16 protein-coding genes are annotated in these 19,176 nt (G+C 56.7%); 2 read left to right on the forward strand and 14 right to left on the reverse strand.

The features are described 5' to 3' along the window. Nucleotides 1-14 precede the first annotated feature (14 nt). Nucleotides 15-404 (reverse strand): hypothetical protein, encoded by a 390-nt coding sequence (locus tag VN24_RS28055; RefSeq protein WP_238590831.1) that lies wholly within the window; start codon nt 402-404, stop codon nt 15-17. Between the two features lie 359 nt (nt 405-763). On the opposite strand from VN24_RS28055, the gene VN24_RS04925 reads away from it, so the two are divergent. Further along, nucleotides 764-2,035, forward strand: coding sequence for an MFS transporter (locus VN24_RS04925; RefSeq protein ID WP_476638854.1), 1,272 nt, complete (start codon nt 764-766; stop codon nt 2,033-2,035). A gap of 70 nt (nt 2,036-2,105) precedes the next feature. On the opposite strand, the gene VN24_RS04930 is transcribed toward VN24_RS04925, so the two are convergent. Further along, the gene (locus VN24_RS04930; RefSeq protein WP_045669502.1) at nt 2,106-4,286 is read right to left on the reverse strand and encodes a YhgE/Pip family protein; all 2,181 of its coding nucleotides are present in this window, start codon (nt 4,284-4,286) and stop codon (nt 2,106-2,108) included. Nucleotides 4,287-4,650: 364 nt separating this feature from the next. On the opposite strand from VN24_RS04930, the gene VN24_RS04935 reads away from it, so the two are divergent. Continuing rightward, nucleotides 4,651-5,220: a TetR/AcrR family transcriptional regulator gene (locus tag VN24_RS04935; RefSeq protein WP_052703174.1), complete on the forward strand. Its 570-nt coding sequence runs from the start codon at nt 4,651-4,653 to the stop codon at nt 5,218-5,220. Between the two features lie 47 nt (nt 5,221-5,267). Here VN24_RS04935 and msrB read toward each other — a convergent pair whose 3' ends face one another. The 12 genes from msrB to VN24_RS04995 all read right to left on the reverse strand — a co-directional run bounded on the left by msrB (nt 5,268) and on the right by VN24_RS04995 (nt 19,050). Further along, nucleotides 5,268-6,230: a peptide-methionine (R)-S-oxide reductase MsrB gene (msrB, locus tag VN24_RS04940; protein ID WP_420798600.1), complete on the reverse strand. Its 963-nt coding sequence runs from the start codon at nt 6,228-6,230 to the stop codon at nt 5,268-5,270. A gap of 87 nt (nt 6,231-6,317) precedes the next feature. Continuing rightward, nucleotides 6,318-6,623: an MreC domain-containing protein gene (locus tag VN24_RS04945; RefSeq protein WP_045669504.1), complete on the reverse strand. Its 306-nt coding sequence runs from the start codon at nt 6,621-6,623 to the stop codon at nt 6,318-6,320. A 44-nt stretch (nt 6,624-6,667) separates the two neighbouring features. After that, entirely contained in the window at nt 6,668-7,630 is a 963-nt protein-coding gene (locus VN24_RS04950) for an alpha/beta hydrolase (RefSeq protein ID WP_052702797.1), read from the reverse strand. Between the two features lie 83 nt (nt 7,631-7,713). Continuing rightward, nucleotides 7,714-9,165, reverse strand: a complete 1,452-nt coding sequence (locus VN24_RS04955; RefSeq protein ID WP_045669505.1) for a nicotinate phosphoribosyltransferase — start codon at nt 9,163-9,165, stop codon at nt 7,714-7,716. A gap of 171 nt (nt 9,166-9,336) precedes the next feature. Further along, nucleotides 9,337-9,726 carry a LapA family protein gene (locus VN24_RS04960; protein ID WP_045669506.1) on the reverse strand — a complete coding sequence of 130 codons (390 nt, stop codon included), beginning with the start codon at nt 9,724-9,726 and terminating at the stop codon, nt 9,337-9,339. A gap of 865 nt (nt 9,727-10,591) precedes the next feature. Then, complete coding sequence (locus tag VN24_RS04965; protein WP_045669507.1) at nt 10,592-11,665, reverse strand: hypothetical protein; 1,074 nt, start codon at nt 11,663-11,665, stop codon at nt 10,592-10,594. A 109-nt stretch (nt 11,666-11,774) separates the two neighbouring features. Next, nucleotides 11,775-13,376 carry an FAD-dependent oxidoreductase gene (locus VN24_RS04970; protein WP_045669508.1) on the reverse strand — a complete coding sequence of 534 codons (1,602 nt, stop codon included), beginning with the start codon at nt 13,374-13,376 and terminating at the stop codon, nt 11,775-11,777. An 84-nt stretch (nt 13,377-13,460) separates the two neighbouring features. Then, the gene (locus VN24_RS04975) at nt 13,461-14,177 is read right to left on the reverse strand and encodes an N-acetylmannosamine-6-phosphate 2-epimerase (RefSeq protein ID WP_082083622.1); all 717 of its coding nucleotides are present in this window, start codon (nt 14,175-14,177) and stop codon (nt 13,461-13,463) included. Beyond that, complete coding sequence (locus VN24_RS04980) at nt 14,174-15,832, reverse strand: DUF4127 family protein (RefSeq protein WP_082084180.1); 1,659 nt, start codon at nt 15,830-15,832, stop codon at nt 14,174-14,176. The genes VN24_RS04975 and VN24_RS04980 overlap by 4 nt, the downstream gene beginning before the upstream one ends. An 82-nt stretch (nt 15,833-15,914) precedes the next feature. Then, complete coding sequence (locus VN24_RS04985; RefSeq protein ID WP_045669510.1) at nt 15,915-16,805, reverse strand: carbohydrate ABC transporter permease; 891 nt, start codon at nt 16,803-16,805, stop codon at nt 15,915-15,917. After that, nucleotides 16,805-17,689 (reverse strand): carbohydrate ABC transporter permease, encoded by an 885-nt coding sequence (locus tag VN24_RS04990; RefSeq protein ID WP_238590832.1) that lies wholly within the window; start codon nt 17,687-17,689, stop codon nt 16,805-16,807. The genes VN24_RS04985 and VN24_RS04990 overlap by 1 nt, the downstream gene beginning before the upstream one ends. Nucleotides 17,690-17,748: 59 nt before the next feature. Further along, the gene (locus VN24_RS04995) at nt 17,749-19,050 is read right to left on the reverse strand and encodes an ABC transporter substrate-binding protein (RefSeq protein WP_045669511.1); all 1,302 of its coding nucleotides are present in this window, start codon (nt 19,048-19,050) and stop codon (nt 17,749-17,751) included. Nucleotides 19,051-19,176 lie beyond the last annotated feature (126 nt).

The following is a 19,176-nucleotide window of genomic DNA, read 5'->3' on the forward strand; positions in this document are numbered from 1 at the left end:
ACGAGATCGAATTGCTAAGCCAATGAACCGATATTGTCCCGGTATACTTTTGCTTTGCGAAATTGAACCCCCTGCCGCTCCAGATCGTTCATCGCGCGGGAGAAGGCCATGCGCTGATCGACCGAAGAGGCGGCATCCGCCAGCTTACCGGCAAAAAGCTTCTGATTGCCGATGCTTAAATGGATGTGTCGTATCGAAGGAGCGCCGTCCTGCACCGGCATGTGAAGCTGCCGCTCACGGCTGCGCGCCGGACTGAAGTGCACCTGCGTCGACCGGATTTTTCCGAAACGGATATCGTCCGCTTCCTGATCGTGCATAATCGTCAAATCGAAATCGTTCTTTAATGAATAGGCAAGCTGAATCCCGGCAGCTCCGCATCCGACAATGCCGATTCGTTGTTTCATGACGTTAGGCTCCTCTCCAATCCGCTTTCGAATTTAACTTCCCATTCAATCCTCTTCATTCCTCCCTCAAGTGCCGCCGAAGTCAAAACCGCCTCGTAAGCATAGGCTTATGACAGGTTTCACGTTAATATTACCGGAATATCCCTCTCTAGTGAAGATGAGCCATACTCCCTCCCCCGGTCAGCTTCTTTTTATCCATACCGCTGCAGTTGAACGCGTCCGATCGTTGCCCTTTGGACGAAACCGTGTTACATTGAACGGAATCGTGTTATATTGAACGGAATCGTGTTACATTGAACGGAACGTTTGCGCTTGTAGCGCGCGGGTGAAGAATGACGTTCGTGTGGAGGGTTACGTTTTTGAAAACGGTTAAAGTTAATGAGAAGCTCAGAGGCGGCAAGCGGCTTCACCTGAGCGGTGTGATGATGCTGCTTACGGTGTTCATCGGTTATCTCGTATTCGGTTTTTCCGAAAACAGCAAAGGTCCGGCCATTCCCCGCATGCAGACCGATCTTGGCTTCGATGAGCTGCAGCTCGGCATGCTGCTCGCGTTCAATTCGCTCGGCTATTTGGCCGCCTGCAGCTTTACCGGGCTGCTGACGCGCCGGTTCGGGATCCGCTTCACGACGCTGCTGGCGTTCGGCGCGATGGCATTATCCGGCGTATTCATCTATTTATCCTACAATTACACGACGCTGGCCGCAGCCTATTTCTTTCTTTACTTGGGCAACGGAGCGCTGGAGATCGCCCTGTCGGTGCTCAGCGCGCGCATTTTCGTCCGCAACACCGGCATGATGATGAACCTGGCCCACTTCTTCTACGGGCTGAGCTCCATTGTCGCCCCCATCTTCGCATCGGTGCTGATGGATGCGCGTCCTTTCGGGCCGGCGCTCGGGTGGGGCGGCATGTACCTCATCATGATGTCGCTTTCGCTTATACCGATGATTCCGACCGCGCTGTCCTCTTTCCCGGGGGATGATGTCAAAGAGGCCGCCCGGAGCATGACGTTCAAACAATATGGACAAGATCCGGCAGCCTGGCTAATTGTCGCAATCCTCTCGCTCGGCGTAACGGCCGAAATGGCTTTCGGAGGCTGGCTGCCCAATTTTATGGAAAAAGCGTACGGCTGGAGCGGTACCGCTTCTTCCGGCATGCTGGCGGCTTTTTTTCTCTGCTTTACGCTCTCGCGGCTTGTGCTGGGGCCGATTACCGACCGTCTCGGACTGATCCGGTCTCTTGTCGTCTTTTCGCTCTTCTCGGGTTTGTGTACGCTGGCCGCAGTCGTGCTGGGAGAACAAGGAGCGTGGCTGTTTATGGCTGCGGGCGCCGGCATCGCTCCCATTTATCCGACGACGATGGCTTATTTGGCCAAGCGTTACGCCGGCAGCAGCGATACGGCGATCACCTTTACCGTCATCATGCTCGGAATCACCGGCGTGATCGGCAATCTTCTGATCGGCGTCATTACCGACGCCTTCAAACGGCTGTTTGCCGGCTTCGGAGGCGCGGACATCGGCCTGATACGCGGTTTGCAGGCCGGATTTGTATTCGTCGCGCTGTGCGCCCTGTTCTGCTCGCTGTCGGCGATGCTGCTGCAGCGCCATTTGCAGCGGCGCGGCGAAGAGGTGTAGGAAAAAACGGACTTCCCTCAATTAGAGAAGGAAGTCCGTTTTTTCGTTCTTCAGCAGCGCTGTATTCGGATTATGCCGGGATTGGCAGCTCGGGCTCAGACCTCACACCGCGTCCGCGGCTGATGAAGTAAGCAAACGTCAGCGCAAGGAAGATAGCCATATAAATTGCGAGCGTGCCGATTTGTCCCCAGGCGGCATTCGTGTCGCCGCTCGCAATAGCCCCCTTGAAGCCGATAATGGTATGGGTCATCGGGAGCCATGGATTTAGCTTTTGCATCCATTCCGGCAGCAGCTCGACGGGGAACGTGCCGCCGCTGCTCGTCAGCTGCAATATCATCAGCATGACGACCAGAAACCGGCCCGGCTGATCCAGCCATGTGACGATCGCCTGCACGATCAGCGTGAAGGTCAGGCTTGCGGCCAGTGTGAACAGGATGAACATCGGAACATTGGCCACGTCCAGCTTCAAGCCGTACAGCAAAATTAAATCCGCGGCCACCGATTGCGCTGCGCTCATTGCGACGAACGTCAGCGTCCTGCTCGCAAAGCGGCCCATCCCGGACGCTCCCGGCGTATAGGATTCCCGCGCGGAGACCACCGTCGTGAAGATCAGTGCTCCGACGAACAGCGCCATCGAAATAAAGTACGGGGCAATGCCCGTTCCGTACTGCTCCACTTTGCGGTCGTCGTTTTCCGTCACTTTAACAGGTCCGGCGAACATATCGACCGTATTGTCGGCCGTATTCACGCTGGCGGTCTGTTCGGCGGCGTCGCCGAGCTTTGCCGCCAGCTCGCCGGATCCGCTGACCAGCTTGATTGCGCCCGACTGCAGCTCGCCGGCGCCGCTGTTCAGACGGCCTGCTCCGCTCGCAACCGAGCTCACACCGTCCGCCAGCGCTCCAAGACCGCTTTGCAGCTTTTCTGCGCCGCTGCTGAGCCGACTTGCCCCGGCGGCGACCTTCGCGCCTCCGGCGGCCGCTTCGGACAGCTTGCCGCCAAACTGCTGCAGCCCGCCTTCGAGCTGCCGCTGGCCTGCGCTCAGCTTCGCAGCGCCCTGCAGCAGCCGCTCGTGGCCCGCTTGCAGCGCCTCGCCGCCCTGCAGCAGCTGCTGCTGGCCCGCTTGCAGCGACTTGCCGCTTTCCAGCAGCTGCCGCTGACCGGCGCTCAGCTTCGCGCTGCTGTCGGCAACGCTGCGGCTGGCGGCAAGCAGCTGCTTCACCTGCTCATCGCCGGCAAGCTCGGGATGGGCCGCAACGAGCTGCTGCAGGCTTGCGGCCACCGACTGGGCGCCGTCCGCAACTTGCGACCCGGCGGCGGCCGAGGAAGCGAGCCCGTCGCCGAGCTTCGCGCCGCCGTCGGCGGCCGCCTGCAGGCCGGCGCTCAGCTTCGCGCCGCTATCCGCCGCGGACTGCAGGCCGGCCTGCAGCTGCGCCGCAGCCTGCGCGGCGCTGTACGCTCCGCTCTGCAGCTGCCGTTCCGCGGCCGTAAGCTGCTGCAGGCCGTCCGACAAGCCTGACGCTCCCGCCACAAGCGAAGCGCTTCCTTGATGAAGCGTAACCGCTCCACCGCTGGCCGACGCCAGTCCGCTCTTGAGCTGAAGCGTGCCGTCCGCAAGCTTGGCCAGATTCGCTTTCAGCGCGGCCGTTCCTTGTTCCAGCTTGCTCGCGCCGTCACTTAGCTCCCCCGCTCCGCTGCTTGCGGTTTTCAACCCGCCGGCAAGATCATCGATCTGATCGAACATGCTGCGGGTGTAAGCGGCCGTAATCTGCTCGGACAGCTCCGCTTTTAAATCCTTAACGGCACTGTTGCCGATTTGTCCGCCGATAAAATTGTACTCCCCGTTCGGCTCGAAAATAATTTCCGCCTGCTGCGGGTCCTTGTTCATCAGTGTCGTCGCTTTGGTGGAAAAATCCTCGGGAATCGTAACCGTCATATAGAACTTATTGTTCTCCATTCCATCTTGAGCTGCTTCCGCCGATACGAAATTCCACTTGAAATCTCCGTTCTTTTTCAGTTCCGTCACAAAATCGTTCCCAACGTCCAGCGCCTTCCCTTCATACTGAGCGCCCTTATCCAGGTTAACGACGGCGACGGGAAGCTTCTCCAGATGGCCGTAAGGGTCCCACGACGATTCGATTAGAAATCCGCTGTACAAGACCGGGATAAACGCGACAGCGATAAACGAGACGAGCAGCATCGGCTTCGTAAAGACGATCTTCATATCTTTGAAAAACACATTCAGCGGTCTCATGCTTTTGTCACCTGACTTTCCTTGGAATTACAAACGTGGAATGAACAAACTTGGAACTCATAGCACTAAACTAAATGACCGTTTTATTCAATTAGTCACCTTCGTTCTAAAAAATGACCAAAATTATAAATTGGTCAGTTGGTCGATTTCTAACTTATCATGCTTCCAGGCCGTTTGCAACGATTATTTTTGTATTCGATCCAATCGTTCGATCCAACTGCACGTGAGCGGTTGAAGCGTCTTCTCAATACGGGTATGATAAGAACAGTGCGGTTCTGACCGGATATACGACTTTCGTTCTGGAGTCATGACATGCGGATGGCTTGGAACGCCAATTAAACAAGGAGCTGAATCTAACGTGGCAATGGACCGGAAAATTGAAATTATAAAAGCTGCGGCAAAATCGTTTGCCCTGTTCGGCTATAAAGCGACAACGATGGACCAGGTGGCCCGGATCGCAAAGGTGGGCAAAGGTACCATTTATACGTTTTTTGAAAATAAAGAGCAGCTCTTCGATGAAATTATACGCAATTTCACAGAGGAGCTGCTTCAGGTAGCCGAAGCGGCTATTCGCAAAAATGATCCGTTCGCCGACAATTTGTACCGCTGTCTGCTCGATGTCATGGAGTTCCGCAGCAAGCACGACCTGATCGTGCAGCTCTCGCACGAAGCGAGAGAGATCGGTACGGAATCGGTCGTTAAAGCGATGCGTCACACCGAAGAAGCACTGCTGCTTTTTGTAAAGGATAAAGTGCAGGAAGCGGTCGAAGCGGGCGAGCTGAAGCGCTGCGATCCCGAGGTGACGGCCTATGTTCTGATCAAGCTGTTTATCGCGCTTGTCGTGGAATGGCCCAGCCACCGCGAGCCGCTCTCCAAGGAACATATTATGGAGCTGTTCGGCCTGTATTTTATGAACGGCGTTTCGGCTAAGTAAGGACGCTGCAAGTGACAGCACCCGTGCAGCGCCGGGAAGCGGCAAATTTACCGGAACAAGCCGGCGTACTCGCCGTATCCTTCTTCCTCCAGCTTATCCTTCGGAATAAACTTGAGCGAGGCCGAATTGATGCAGTAGCGCAGTCCCGTCGGCTCCGGACCGTCGTCGAAGACGTGGCCGAGGTGGGAATCGCCTTGGCGGCTGCGCACTTCCGTGCGGATCATAAAGTGGCTCGAGTCCGTGTGCTCCGTCACGTCCGCCTTGTTGATCGGCTTCGTGAAGCTCGGCCAGCCGCAGCCCGCGTCGTACTTGTCCTTGGAGCTGAACAGCGGCTCGCCCGATACGACGTCGACGTAAATGCCGTCTTCGGTATGGTCCCAATATTCGCCCGTGAACGGACGCTCCGTCGCGTTGTTCTGCGTCACTTCGAACTGGATCGGCGTCAGACGCGCGCGCAAGTCGTCCTCGTTCTTCTTCATCGTCCAATGCTTCGCGATAAACGCGTCGCGTCCCGACCCTTTCCGGTACATTTTATATCTGAACGGGTTCGTTTTATGATAGTCTTGGTGGTAATCTTCCGCCGGGTAAAAAGGACCCGCAGCCGTAATCTCGGTTACAATCGGCTTGTCGAAGCGGCCGCTCTCCGCAAGCTCCCGCTTGGATTCTTCCGCCAGCTTGCGCTGTTCCTCGTTATGGTAGAAAATGCCCGTCCGGTACGAGTCGCCGCGGTCGTGGAACTGTCCCCCCGCGTCGGTCGGGTCGATCTGCTGCCAAAATATGTCCAGCAGCTTCCGGTAAGGAAACACATCCGGATTAAACGTAATCTGCACCGCTTCGGTGTGGCCCGTCTTGTGCGAGCACACTTCCTCGTAGGTCGGGTTAACCGTATGGCCGCCCGTATATCCGGATACCACTTTGATGATGCCCGGCATTTCCTCAAACGGTGAAACCATGCACCAGAAGCATCCGCCCGCGAACGTCGCAAGCTGCTCGTTTGTTTGCGCCATCATTCACATAAGCCTCCTTTTCTTCCAACCTCTGAATACGTTTTTACCGCTGCTTCTATTATACCGAAACGTCTGCAATCTACAAAAAAACTACTCGCGGAGCGCATCCTTAAGCTTGGTCGACATCCGTTCTCCCGACGCGGCGGGCTTGCTCTGGCGCAGCCGCAGCCTGCTTGCTTCCGCGCGCAGCCGTGCCACTTCGGCCTGCAATTCGGCCTGCCGCTCCGCATGCCGCTCGTTTTCAAGCTGCATCTTTTCGGTTTCGGTCCGCAGTCGCTCGTTTTCAACCCGCAGCTGCTCGTTTTCGTCCCGCAGCCGATCGTTTTCGATCCGCAGCCCGTCGCAATCGCGCTCCAAGTCGCCGCCGGGTTTTTCTGCCCCCGATAAATCGTTCATTCCGTTCCTCTCCTCCACCCTCGAACCGATTATTTAAGCTCGAGTCAATCCGCTCTTACAGCATTCCGGATAAACATTGCCGCCAGATGAAGCGAATTTTTTGCCGATCCCAAAATCCGCGACATCATGGCGGTGAAATCATGAATCATCCCCGCATAACAGCGGTAAACGGCCGGCACGCCCGCCTGCCGCAGCCGCTGCGCGTACTGCTTCCCCTGATCCCGCAGCGGGCAAAACTGCGCCGTCACGATGACCGCGGGCGGTAGTCCCTCCAGCCGTTCGGCAAACAACGGGGACGCGTAAGGCTGACGGCGTCGTTCTTTGTCAGGCACATAGCCTTGCACGAATTGCTTCATGAGCCGGATGGTCAGCATATAGCCGCTGCCGTTCTCGAACACCGAAGGCTGATGTCCCGTCAGATCGACGGCGGGATAAAGCAGCGCTTGGCAGCGCAGCCGCGGCCCGCCCCGGTCGCGGGCCATCAGCGCGACAACCGCGGCCAGGTTGCCGCCGGCGCTTTCGCCGGCCACGGCGATCCGCGCAGGATCGCCGCCGAATGAGGCGGCATGCTCGGCGCACCAGCGCAGCGCGTCGTAGGCGTCCTCGACTCCCCGCGGATACGGGTGCTCCGGCGCCAGCCGGTATCCGACCGATACGAGCACGGTGCCGCTTTTCTCCGCCAGCGTCCGGTTGAATCGGTCGCGAACCGTATGGCTGCCAAGCGCAAAACCGCCGCCATGATAATAAACGAGCATCGGCAGCGGCCCCGGCGTGCGCGGGATATACAGCCGTATAGGAATCTCATAGCCGTCGGAAGCGGGAACGGTTTCGTCCCGGACCGTAAACGCGCCGCGGGCCCGCTCCGTCGCAAACCGGTCCATCAATCTCAGAAACAGCCGCATACGGGGACGCATCGCGGGCAGCGGCCTGCCAGTCATCCAGACAAAATGGTTCACCAGCCACAATAAAAATCGCAGTTGAACCGGTATCCCCCTGTTGCCGTCCATCCGCCTGACCGCCTCTCTGCTAACTTGGAACCTCTTTTACGTTAGCATTTCCCCTCTTCCCGTAATTGTTACCCTCTCACTCGTTATTTCCGGTTCTGATAGCGCTTGATCATATCGGTCTTGAGCTGCCACAGCTCTTCGCTGAACCATACCGGATACGGCTCCGGATGCAGCTTCCGCAAATATTCCGGCCGGAACAGCTCCATCTGCCGCTTATGGTAATCGCGGACTTCTTCCAAAGCGGGCAGCGTACCGGTCAGTTCCCCATTCTCGAACACGCGGCGCAGCAGCGGCTCCGCCCGGTAACCGGCCGCCTCCTCACGCAAATACGGATGGCCGGGATCCAGAAGCGTCAGCGTTTCACCTGTTGCCGGGCGCTCATCGCCGCGCAGCGTCATGAAGTCGCCCGCAGCCATTCCGCTCTCCAAATCGATAAGCCGGTAGATATCCTTGACACCCGGATTGGAAACTTTATCGAGGTTGCCGGAAATTTTGATTACCGGCTCATACGTGCCGCCGCCGTTTTCACGGGCGACCAGCTTGTACACGCCGCCCAGCGCTGGCTGATCCGACGCCGTAATGAGCTGCGTGCCTACCCCCCATATATCGATTTTCGCACCCTGTGCTTTCAGGTTGAAAATGATATGCTCGTCCAAGTCGTTGGACGCCACGATCTTAACATCGGGAAGCCCTGCCTCATCCAGAATCCGCCGCGCCTTCTTCGACAACAACGCCAAATCGCCGCTGTCAAGCCGGATCGCATCGAGCTTCTTGCCCCGCCGCTCCAGCGCCTTGGCGGTCCGGATGGCGTTCGGAAGCCCGCTGCGCAGCGTATCGTACGTATCGACGAGCAGCGTTACAGAATCGGGCAGCGCCTCGGCATATTTGTCGAACGCTTCCGCCTCCGAATCGTGCCCCTGAACCCAGGAGTGGGCGTGCGTTCCTTTGGCCGGAATACCGAACATCATACCGGCACGCATGTTGGAGGAGGCGTGAAAGCCGGCCAGATATGAGGCGCGCGCGCCCCATACGGCAGCATCGGCTTCCTGCGCGCGCCGGGTTCCAAACTCCAGCAAAATATCGTTGTCGGCGACGCCTTTAATCCGCGAAGCTTTCGTGGCAATTAGCGTCTGATAGTTGCAAAAGTTCAGTATGGCCGTTTCCACCAGTTGGGCCTCGAAAATGCGCGCTTCCACACGGATGAGCGGCTCGTGCGGAAAGACGAGCGTGCCTTCCGGCACCGAGTCGATATTGCCCGTAAATCTCAGCCTGCGCAGCTCCTCCAGAAATTCGGGCTTGTACTGCTCCTCCTGCTTCCCCAGATAATCGATCTCTTCCTCACTGAAGCGCAGCTTTTTTATATAGTCGACAATCCGCTCCAGCCCGGCAAAAACAGCGTACCCGTTGCCGAACGGCAGCTTGCGGAAATAAACCTCGAAGACCGCCTTGTCGTTCAACGATCCTTGTATCCAATGCGCATACATCATATTGATCTGGTATTTGTCCGTATGCAGCGTCAAGTGCTCGCAGCTCATCTATCCCTCTCCCATCTTCGCTTACTCTTCATATTAGTTTCACAACGCGTCCGGGCCGTGCCGGCAGTTGACGTGCACGACAAAAGCGCGGCGTATTCCGCCGCGCTTTACGTCGATTTGCCGTACCAGCAGATGCGTATCGTTCTCAAGGTCGGCTTCCCGGCCTTTACTTTAAGAATTGGCTCCCGCTTTGCCGGATTCCCGGTCGAATTGCGAAGAGCCGCCCCTTAATTCCCCGTCGTTGTCCGCCGCGGAATAAACCGGGGTACCCAAAGCTGCGCCCGCAGCCGCTTCCTCTCCCGCTACTATCTCCAGCTTGAGCTCGGCAACCTGTTTCTCCAGCGAGCGGATCGTCCGCTGCAGCCGGAATATCCGAATGATCCCGAACATGCCGACCATAAGTCCGCTAAGCAGCGCGGAAGCCAGAATCACGAGAATAAGCGGGATCTGCGTCGTCTTATAGAGGAAATTAACTCCGACCGGTTCGACATTAATAACGGCAAAAATAGCAATTACAAGCGCAAATAATAAAGCAAGAATCAAAAACCATTGCGTTTTCATTTTTATCCCCCCCGATGGCCTTCATTACTTTACGGCCTTAAACAACCGATTCTTTATTTTAACCCATTAACGTTATGCCATACAATTCAAACATCGCCACATTTTTCAGGAATCGGTCGTTCCCGCCTCATTCACTATTAATGGGGACTGGATGAAAGTAAAAATATAACAATGCAGAGAAGTTACTTAGCGACCGATTCCACCGAGGCGCAGCCGGCCAGACGACGGTTGACTTCGTTCCATCCCGGCGGTTGACTTCGCTCCATCCAATGCTGCTTGCCAATCCGAGCGCATCGCCGCTATCGCCTGTTCAGCGGTTTACGGCACTATCCCATTAGCTCAGAAAAAAGGGCACGAGCTACTCGGATACTTCAGGCGGCTTTACGGCACTATCCCATTAGCTCAGAAAGAGGCCCGGGCTACTTCTCAGTTTCAGCCGGCTTTACGGCACTATCCCATTCACTCAGAAAGGCTCGCGGGCTACTTGGCGGCTTCAGACATCTATACGACAGCTTTACGGCATTATCCCATTCTCTCAGGAAGGGACACTAGCCAATCGGTGGCATTAAGCAGCATCTAAGTAGGACTGTGAGAAAGTATTCGACGGTTTCTCTCCTGAGTCAAAGGGATAGTATCCAAAAGGATCCATACCCGGCACCATACGTTGACGCCAAGGCCGATTGGAGAATAAAAACGGCAGGTCTATCCATGATCGGTAAAACATCTACGAGAATACATCATTGAGAAAACATCCTTGAGAGAACATCGACGGAAAAGGATCGAGAGAGAAAAAAACAGCCTTTCGGAACCGCGTCCATGCGCATGGTTCCGAAAGGCTGATCGTCCGGCTTGGAAGCCGTTCTTCCTACAAGTCGCTGTTTGTGAAGTAAAGCACCTGGGGACCGGCAGCGCCCCCTGTCAGGCTAAGGTTGGCTTGTACCGTTTTTCCTTTTTTGTTCACTTTAAACTCGGTGAATTTCCACGCTCTCGTATAATCCAAAAAGCTGCTTTGCAAAATACTGCCCGCCCATCCGATTACGTAATGCCCGGCGCCTCCGGACGGATTGTCGTAAACGGAAATGAGCTTCTTGTTGTCGCTTTCGTTATTGATTTCGACGGCTAGATTATACATGACGCCGTAGTTGCCGCTGTTCACGACCGTGCTCCCGTCGATGGCATTAATGCCGTATTCGTATTCTCCCGGCATGCTGTCGCTCCATTTTCCGGATGGCGCGGATGAAATCCGGATAAGCGAATTGCCGGCGGTCGTATTATAGGTGAGCGTACCCGTCCGGTCAAAATGCGGGAACGTCCCTCTGACGTGAACATCGCCCGGCAGTATGGGCACTTGTTCCGGATGTTCGGGCGGAGTAACGAAGCCAAGCGTCGTCACCGTCACCGTAGCGTCTTCGTTGCCGCGCTGCGATTGGGCATGCAGCTGAACGATTCCGCTGACGGTATACGTATCGGGCGTTCTGGCGCTTAATTCGTACGTTTCGCCGGGCTGGAGCAAGGCGGTCATTTTTTTACTGCCGTGCGTGTTCATGTAAGCGGCAAGCGCATCCTGTCCGGCCAAGTCGGGATAATAATCGACACCCACTCCCTGTCCTTCAGTGAATAGCATGACAGGCTCGTTGGACGTATTGGTGACTGCAACGGCGATGTTGAGCGGTGCTCCCGTCATATTGGCATGATGCCAAAATACCCGAAACTGGCCCGTGACGCGGTCCCGGTAATACGCGCCTTCCGTCGTGGGCGATTCGGGCGAATCGCTGAGGATCAGCGCTCCTCCTGTCGGCGTCAGAGACGGCTTGCTCATCGGAGCCGCCGGCTTCAGTTCACTAACCGGGACAATTGTCTCTTCAGCCGAGGCGGCAGCTGAAACCAACAAGCTGCAAACCATACCCGCCGTCACAAGCCATCTCGTCCTTGTCTTCATTATTGATCCCTCCCAATAATATTGTCATGAACATCATGGTCTCTTGCGGTTCCGATTATGCGATCGATGCACCACGACATCGTAAGAAAGCGCTTCGGCTTCGCTCATCTTACAGCAGCACTTCGGTTTCCACGCTTTCCGGCCAGTGCAGCTCCACTCCGTGGTCGGTCAACAGTTTCTGGTATCTTTCCAACTGCTCCATGTCGCGCTTCACATCATGGGGAGCGATCCCGTTTATAACGCAGTACGAAGCCAACAATCCGGCCGCTTCGCCGATATTCCACTCCGTCGGATGAAGTCGGAAGCAGCCGTTGGAAATTTGGGTTGTTCCGATATTTTTACAAGCGGGCAATACATTTTTCATACGGATCGGCAGCAGCGCTCCGAGCGGAATTTCATAAGGATAATTCGGAATGTAGAAGCTGCGGTTCGATGCGGTCGTATGGTGCAGATCCAAATGATAGCTGCCCACACCGACGCTGTCGTCGAGTCTTTTGATCCCGCGGCCGCCGCGCAATTCCTTGCTCACGTCGTGCTCGGTAACGGTCGTCATCGCTTGAATGCGTCTGGACTCGCGGATATAGACCGACTTGGCCAGGCCGTCTTTCGTGCCGAGAACATCGCCGCGCAGCCGGATGCCGCTGAATCCCTTCCCGCCGTCCAGCCTTGGCGCATCCGTCTGCAGCCAATATACAAGCGACAACGTAAGCTGCCGGGCCGCTTCCAGCCGCTCTTTCCTAACAAGGAAGGGAACATCTACGACACTGCCCAAAAAATAATCGTTTTGCGGCCAGTTCAGCAGCGTCAGCTCCCCGTCGTAAAGCGGCCCAGCCAAATTCGCAGGGTCGAGAATACGCCGGTAATCCCAAAGCGATACAATCCCCTGCCCGTTCGGAAAAAGAGTAAACCGCTTCGTCCGCGTCGTATCGTCCGCATCCGTCGCATACCAGCTGAGCAGCGGATGCGCCGAGAATGTGGGGATAAACGATTTCCAGAACCGGTACTGCTCCGGCTCGGTAATCGTGAAGTTTCCGCCCGGAACATAATCGACTGCTGCCACGTGCGTAATGGCCTGCACATCGAAAGGATCGGCTGCCTCTGGAGCATGCGGCTCCAAGAAGGCGCTGCGGGATTCCGCACCAATGACATATTCCGTACCGGTAAGCGTCAGCAGATCCCCGCATTCGGTTGCGTCCAGCACGTAGCGTCCCGTCAGCGCCGTCTCCGTACCGCTTCTGAGGTCTCTTACGACGACAGCTTCCACGCGGTTCTCCGCCGTTACTGCCCGGACGGGCATCGTCTCGTACATAATCCGAATCCTTCCGCTGTTCACGTACGGGGCGAGCATATCCTGAAGCACACGAAGCGCAACGCGCGGCTCGTGGGCCAGCCGGCTCACCCAGCCGTTACCTGGATTGAGCAGCGGATTGTTCGCCGCTTGTTCCGTAAGCGGGTAATGATCCCGGTAATAGCGGCGAACCCGCTCCCGAAATTCCCGGTAGGAGGCGGTGCAGCCGCATTGTTCAATCCACCGGTGCTCGTCCGGCGGAACGGCCTGGGTCGTAAGCTGGCCGCCGATCCAATCCGTCTCTTCCGTCATGACGACCCGCATCCCTGCTTTGGCCGCCGCGAGCGCTGCCGCAGTACCGCCGAGCCCGCCGCCGATCACGAGAATATCGGCCGTTACATCCTGTTCCTTTTCGCTGGTCATCTGTCCTCTCCTCGCCTTGATTCTGATATTCCCTCGCTCGTTCTATCGATTGCCCAAACGTACGCGTTATCCCAACCGTACGCGTTAGTTTGTAACTTCAGACTCATCTGCGCTCGTGCGCCGCTTGGCTGCGGAAGTGAATCGCCGGGTAATGAGCTGCGGGCGCGTAATGGCCGAGCCGACGACGACCGAGTGGGCTCCCATTGCGAGCAGCAGCGCCACCTGCTGCGGTTCGCTTATTCTGCCTTCGGCAAATAAAGGGACGTTCAGCACGCCGGCAGCCTGCTCCACAAGACGAAAGTCAGGGCCGCCGTTCTGCCTCGAATACGGCGTATAGCCCGAAAGCGTCGTGGAAACGCAGTCCACACCGAGCTGCTGGGCATAAAGCGCTTCTTCCATCGTTGAGACATCCGCCATTGCGAGCGCACCTCTCGCCTTCATATAGCCGACGAGATTCTCCAGAGTGCACCCGTTCGGCCGGTTCCGTCTCGTCGCGTCAAAAGCGATCATGTCCGCCCCCGCCTCTATCAGCTCATCCACTTCTTTTGTCGTAGGGGTGATATAGACATCGAATCCGTCATAATTTCGTTTGACGATCCCGATTACGGGCAGCGAAACCGCCTGCTTAATGCTCCGTACATCCTCTTTCGTATTGGCCCGTATTGCGACAGCTCCTCCTTCCTCCGCCGCCTTCGCCATCCGCGCCATTATTTCCGAACCGTGCAAGGGCTCATCCGGCAGTGCTTGGCACGAAACGACAACCCCGTGCCGTACCTTTTCAAAAAGATTCATTGCTGTCATCCCCTTGCGTGATTGTTTTCCGCTGCTGCGGCTCCTTTCCCTTCAGAGAACGGTCCGGGGTCCGCTTCGGGGGCCGCCCCTTCCGCTGCGCCTCTCTGCCCAGCTCCGCCGGAGACGCTGGCTTTCACGACCGCTTGCACTGTCAGTCCCGTTTCGAACATGCGGCTCCAAGGCATATAGCAGTCCGTAATCCGGACCGTAATCTCATCCGTGTCGATATGAGCCTCCGCGAAACGCTCCAGGCTCTCCAGCACCATTTCCGCCACCTTACCCCGCTGGCCGTCCACGCCGAAATAGTTGTAGCCCAGTTCCTTAACCGGTCCGTTTGCGAGCTTGCGGCGGACGGCCGAGCAGTACCCGAAATCTTCCGTGAACCGCAGCGCCAAAAAATCCAAATGCCCCGCCGTCCGGCCATAAATGGCGTAAATCATCAGCTGCGCAAGCACGGTGCCGAGCGAGTTGGCGCTCGTATTCCAGCCGGCATAACCGGCCAGCTCAAACAAAACTCCTTTTTGCCGCAGCAGCTTGAGCAGCTGCAGGTCGCCCCCGTTCGCATACGCGACATCCGCGACCGCCACCGGCTTGCCGAGCCGCTTCATCGCATAACGGCCGTATTCAACCAGCTCGATGATATTGCGCTGCACCTGGTAACCGACGAGCGGATGCTGCTGCGAAACCGCCTCCATCATCGTTTCGCCGGGCGTGTTGACCAGCAGCACAAGGTCGGCTTCCGCCGCGCTTTGCGCCATTAACCCGCCGGCGGCCAAAATATGATATTTCAGACTCTCTCCGAAAATCCGGTCCTCATACAATGGCGTTACGAACGGCCCCTGTACGCTGGAGAAGCGTGGATAAAGCAAGGGGACCGTGCCGTTCTTCTCATTCAGCATCCGTGCAAGCAGCGTGCAGCCGGCTTCGTCGGCGCCGGGGTACATCAGCGCTTTCAGCTCTACATCAAGCTCAGCGATGCGTGCGCGAACCGCTTGCTGGTCTTTCGCCGTCCAGCCGTAAGGTGCAGAGTCGTCCTGCGGAACGACGAGAAAATCGATCGTTCCGTCCGCAACCAGCTCCAGCGCTGCCTTGTTCGCTTCGACGTTAACGGCCCGGCGGCTCAAATAATCGTCCCGGATGTGATCCGGCAGCTCTGCGCGGATGCTCGAGATTTCCTCCAATTCCTCCGGGAGCGCGACGCCCAGTTCCTCACGCTGGCCGATGTATCCGAGCCGGAACAGCTCGCGCCCCCAGTCGTCATAGTAATCCGGCTCCTCGTCGGCATTGGAATACTGCGGGCATCTCATGATGAGATGCAGCGCATACAGCTTCAGCCGCGGATTGTGCGCTTTCAGCCGCCGCAGCTGCGTGAGAGCCGCCCGGCACTCCTCCGCGCTGCGGCTGTGCAGCCGCGAAGGCACGATGCCGCCGTAGAGCAGCGTGTCGAGCGACACGATCGCTCCGTAAGCGTCCTCGCACTCCGCCTCCAGCCACCGGAACAGTTCCTTTGTGTTTCCGGGCGTTTTTTTGCGGCCCATAAGTTCCATATCCGGGCGCAGCACCGCTGCGTCGGTTCCCCGCGCCAGCAAATGCGGGAATTCGTAATTACAGGGCCGCTCGTCAAGCGGCAGGTAGACGATCTTCCCTCCACCGATTTGGTCCATCTGTGTATGCACCTGTCCTTTCGGGACGCGTTTCATTCGCTTAGGGATTGCTCCTTTTGTCCGAATTGCCCTCTTCCGGTTGTTATCCTTTGACCGCGCCGGAGATGCCTTCCATGTAATATCGCTGCGTGAACAGAAACACAAGGATGATCGGCACGACCGAGATGATCGTCCCCGCCGCTATCCAGCCGAAGTTGTACGAGAACTGGCCGTTCAAGTACGTCAGCGCGGCTGCAAGCGGATACTGCGAAGGATCGTCCAGTACGACGATCGGCCACAGGAAGTTGTTCCAGTAAGCCATAAATTCCAGCAGCGCGACGACCGCAAGGCCGGGCTTCACCATCGGAAGCATCAGCTGCCACCAGATGCGCAGCTCGGAGGCGCCGTCGATTTTGCCGGAATCCCGAATGTCGTCTGGCACGCCCATGAACGTCTGGCGCAGCAGAAAAATATTAAAAACCGATACGGCCGACGGCAGCACGACGCCGATGTAAGTGCCTAGCAGATGGAGCCAGCGCAGCGTCAAGTAGTGGACAACCAGCGCCGTCGAAGACGGGATGATCATCGTTGAAATCAGGATGCCGAATACGAGCCCGCGCCCCCGGAAATGCAGTTTGGCGAGCGGATAGGCGGTCAGAGCGGACAGAATCAGGTTGAGCACGAGACCCATCGCGGTAATGATGAGCGTATTGCCGATATATTTGGGAAAGTTCATGAAATCCCATACTTGCGTGTAATTATCGAGCTTGACGAACGTTGGAAAAATGGCCGGCGGGTACGAAAAAACGTTTTTTCCCGGCATAAGCGACACGCTGAGCAGCCACAGAAACGGTCCCGTCATGAACAGCGCGAGCAGGGCGAGCAGCGCATAGCCGACGATGTAACTGAGCGTTTTGCCCGCTGTCCGGGTTCGCTTCGCGCCGCGCTCCACTGAACGCTGCAGCGCCGGCTGAGTGATTGCGGTCTTATTCATCAGTACGGATTGACACCGCCTTTCTGATTGACCTTGAACATCACGATGCTCAGCAGACCGATGATGACGCTGACGACAAGGCCAAGCGCCGACGCATAACCGAAATTAAACTGCATAATGCCCTGCTGATAGATATAGAGGCTGGAAGTGAGCGTCGACGTTCCCGGACCGCCTTTGGTCAATACGAACATTTCGTCGAATACGCGGATGGCCGCCATCAGCGAAATCAGGCTGCAAAAAAACACGTACGGACGCAGCAGCGGGATCGTAATGCGGGCAATGACCTGCAGACGCGTGGCGCCGTCGACAACAGCCGCTTCGTAGAGATCGCCCGGAATCGCCTGCAGCCCGGCCAGATAAAGCATCATATAATAGCCGAGCCCTTTCCACATCGTAATGAACATAAGCACGTACAGCGCCGTTTTGCTGCTGGACAGCCACCCAACCTTGGAATGAATGATTCCGAGCTCCATGAGCACATAATTGACGACCCCGTTGCTGCTCAGAAGCCAGTTCCATATAAGCGCCACCGCCACCATCGAAGTGACGACGGGAATGTAGAAGGCGGTCCGGAAGCCTTTGATGCCCGGCAGCTTGCTGTTTACAAGGATCGCCATCAAGATGGAAATAATCTGGATAAACGGGACGATGATGATATACAGCATCGAATTCCAAAGCGAGATCAGAAAGCTGCGGTCGCCTAACGCCCGCTCGAAATTATGGAAGCCGACAAACTTCGTCTCTCCAAGCACGGAGTAATTGGTCAGAGCAAGCGGAACGCTGTACACGATCGGAAAAATAACGAACACGCCGACAACGAGCAAGCCCGGAGCCATGAATGTCCATGCCGTCAAAGCATCGGAGCGCAGCCGCTTTACGCGCACTTACGTCACCACCTTCGAGTTAATCTGAGCAGATCGCCTTCTGGCGGCTGTTTTGCGGCTTAGCTGCCGCTGGCGATAATGTCGTTGACCTGGTTGGCCGCCGAATCCACGCCCGCTTTCACGTCGCCTCCGTCCAGCATAATTTTTTGCAGCTCACGGGCGATTGCGCTGTTGATATCGGAAGCCATCGGGACACCAAGGAAATACTCCTGCGCTTTGTCCAGGCTCTGCGCGGAGGCGATCTTCGCCTGCGATTCCAGCGTATTATCCGATTGGGAAAAGAACGGGTCCTTAATCGATTCCTTCGTCGACGGCAGCGTGTTGGAGTCTTTGGAAAATGCGGTTTGATTCTCGGCATTCGTAATAAATGCGGCAAATTCAGCCGCCTGCTGCGGATTTTTGGATCCTTTCGGCACGACGACGTTCATCGAGTTGGAATAGCGCAAATCGCCTTTGCCCGTCGGCAGCGGCACCGCCACCGTGTTATTGTAGACATCCGGCGCCGCGGTCTTCAGGAAGTTAATGAACGAAGGACCGGACAGCTCGAAGGCCACCTGCTCGCTGGAGTAGTATTGGATCTGCTTGTCGAAGTTCGCATCGTCCTTAAGGATAACTCCCTCGTCGACGAGCTTTTTCAATTCCGCGACCGCGGCAATGCCGTCTTCGCTGTCGAAAGCGGCTTTCTGGCGGTCCGCATCCAGAATCGGCACGCCTTCGCTCGGGAACAGGTTGGCCGCGAACTGGGTTGCGAAGCCTGCCGCTCCGGCCTTTGCCTTGATTTGCCGCGACCAGTCGTACAGCTCTTCTTTCGTTTTTGGCGGATTCGCAGGATCGAGGCCGGCTTTTTGCAGCAAACTTTTATTCATGTAAAGCACCTGTGTGCCGGTATACCACGGCAGCGCGTACGGCTTCCCGTCGAATACGGTGGAGTTGAATATGCCGTCAAAAAAACTGCTTTTTACATCGTCGCCCACAAGACTCGTCAAGTCTGCAAGCGCACCTTTGGTCGCAAGCTGGTTGGCAAACTCCGTGTTCAAGTTAACCACGTCGGGAGCATCTCCGCCGGCAGCCGTCGCCAGCAGCTTGCTTTGGATCGCATCATAAGGATAGTCCTTCCAATCAACCGTGACGCCGGGATGGGATTGCTCATACTTGTCGATCAGCCCGTTGAAAAAATCGTTGAACTTCGGCTGCAGCGAAATGGTCCAGAACTGCAGCGTCACCTGCTTGGCCGCGGATTGTCCGCCTTCACCGGTACTTTCGGAAGTATTATCACCTCCGGAATTTCCGCATGCGCTCGTAACCAGAATAAGCGTCCCAAGCGTACCGACCAGCAGACTTTTGACTTTTCCTCTTCCCATAGTGTCAACATCCTCTCCCTGGTTATCGTGACAATATATAAATAAATGAACGTGAAACCGAAGGTTAGCGATCATGCAGACTGCGGGGGCGTTCCGCGGCGGAACGCTTTAACGGCGGAAGATTGA

The organism is Paenibacillus beijingensis (assembly GCF_000961095.1).
In the GTDB taxonomy this organism is placed as follows: domain Bacteria; phylum Bacillota; class Bacilli; order Paenibacillales; family Paenibacillaceae; genus Paenibacillus_O; species Paenibacillus_O beijingensis.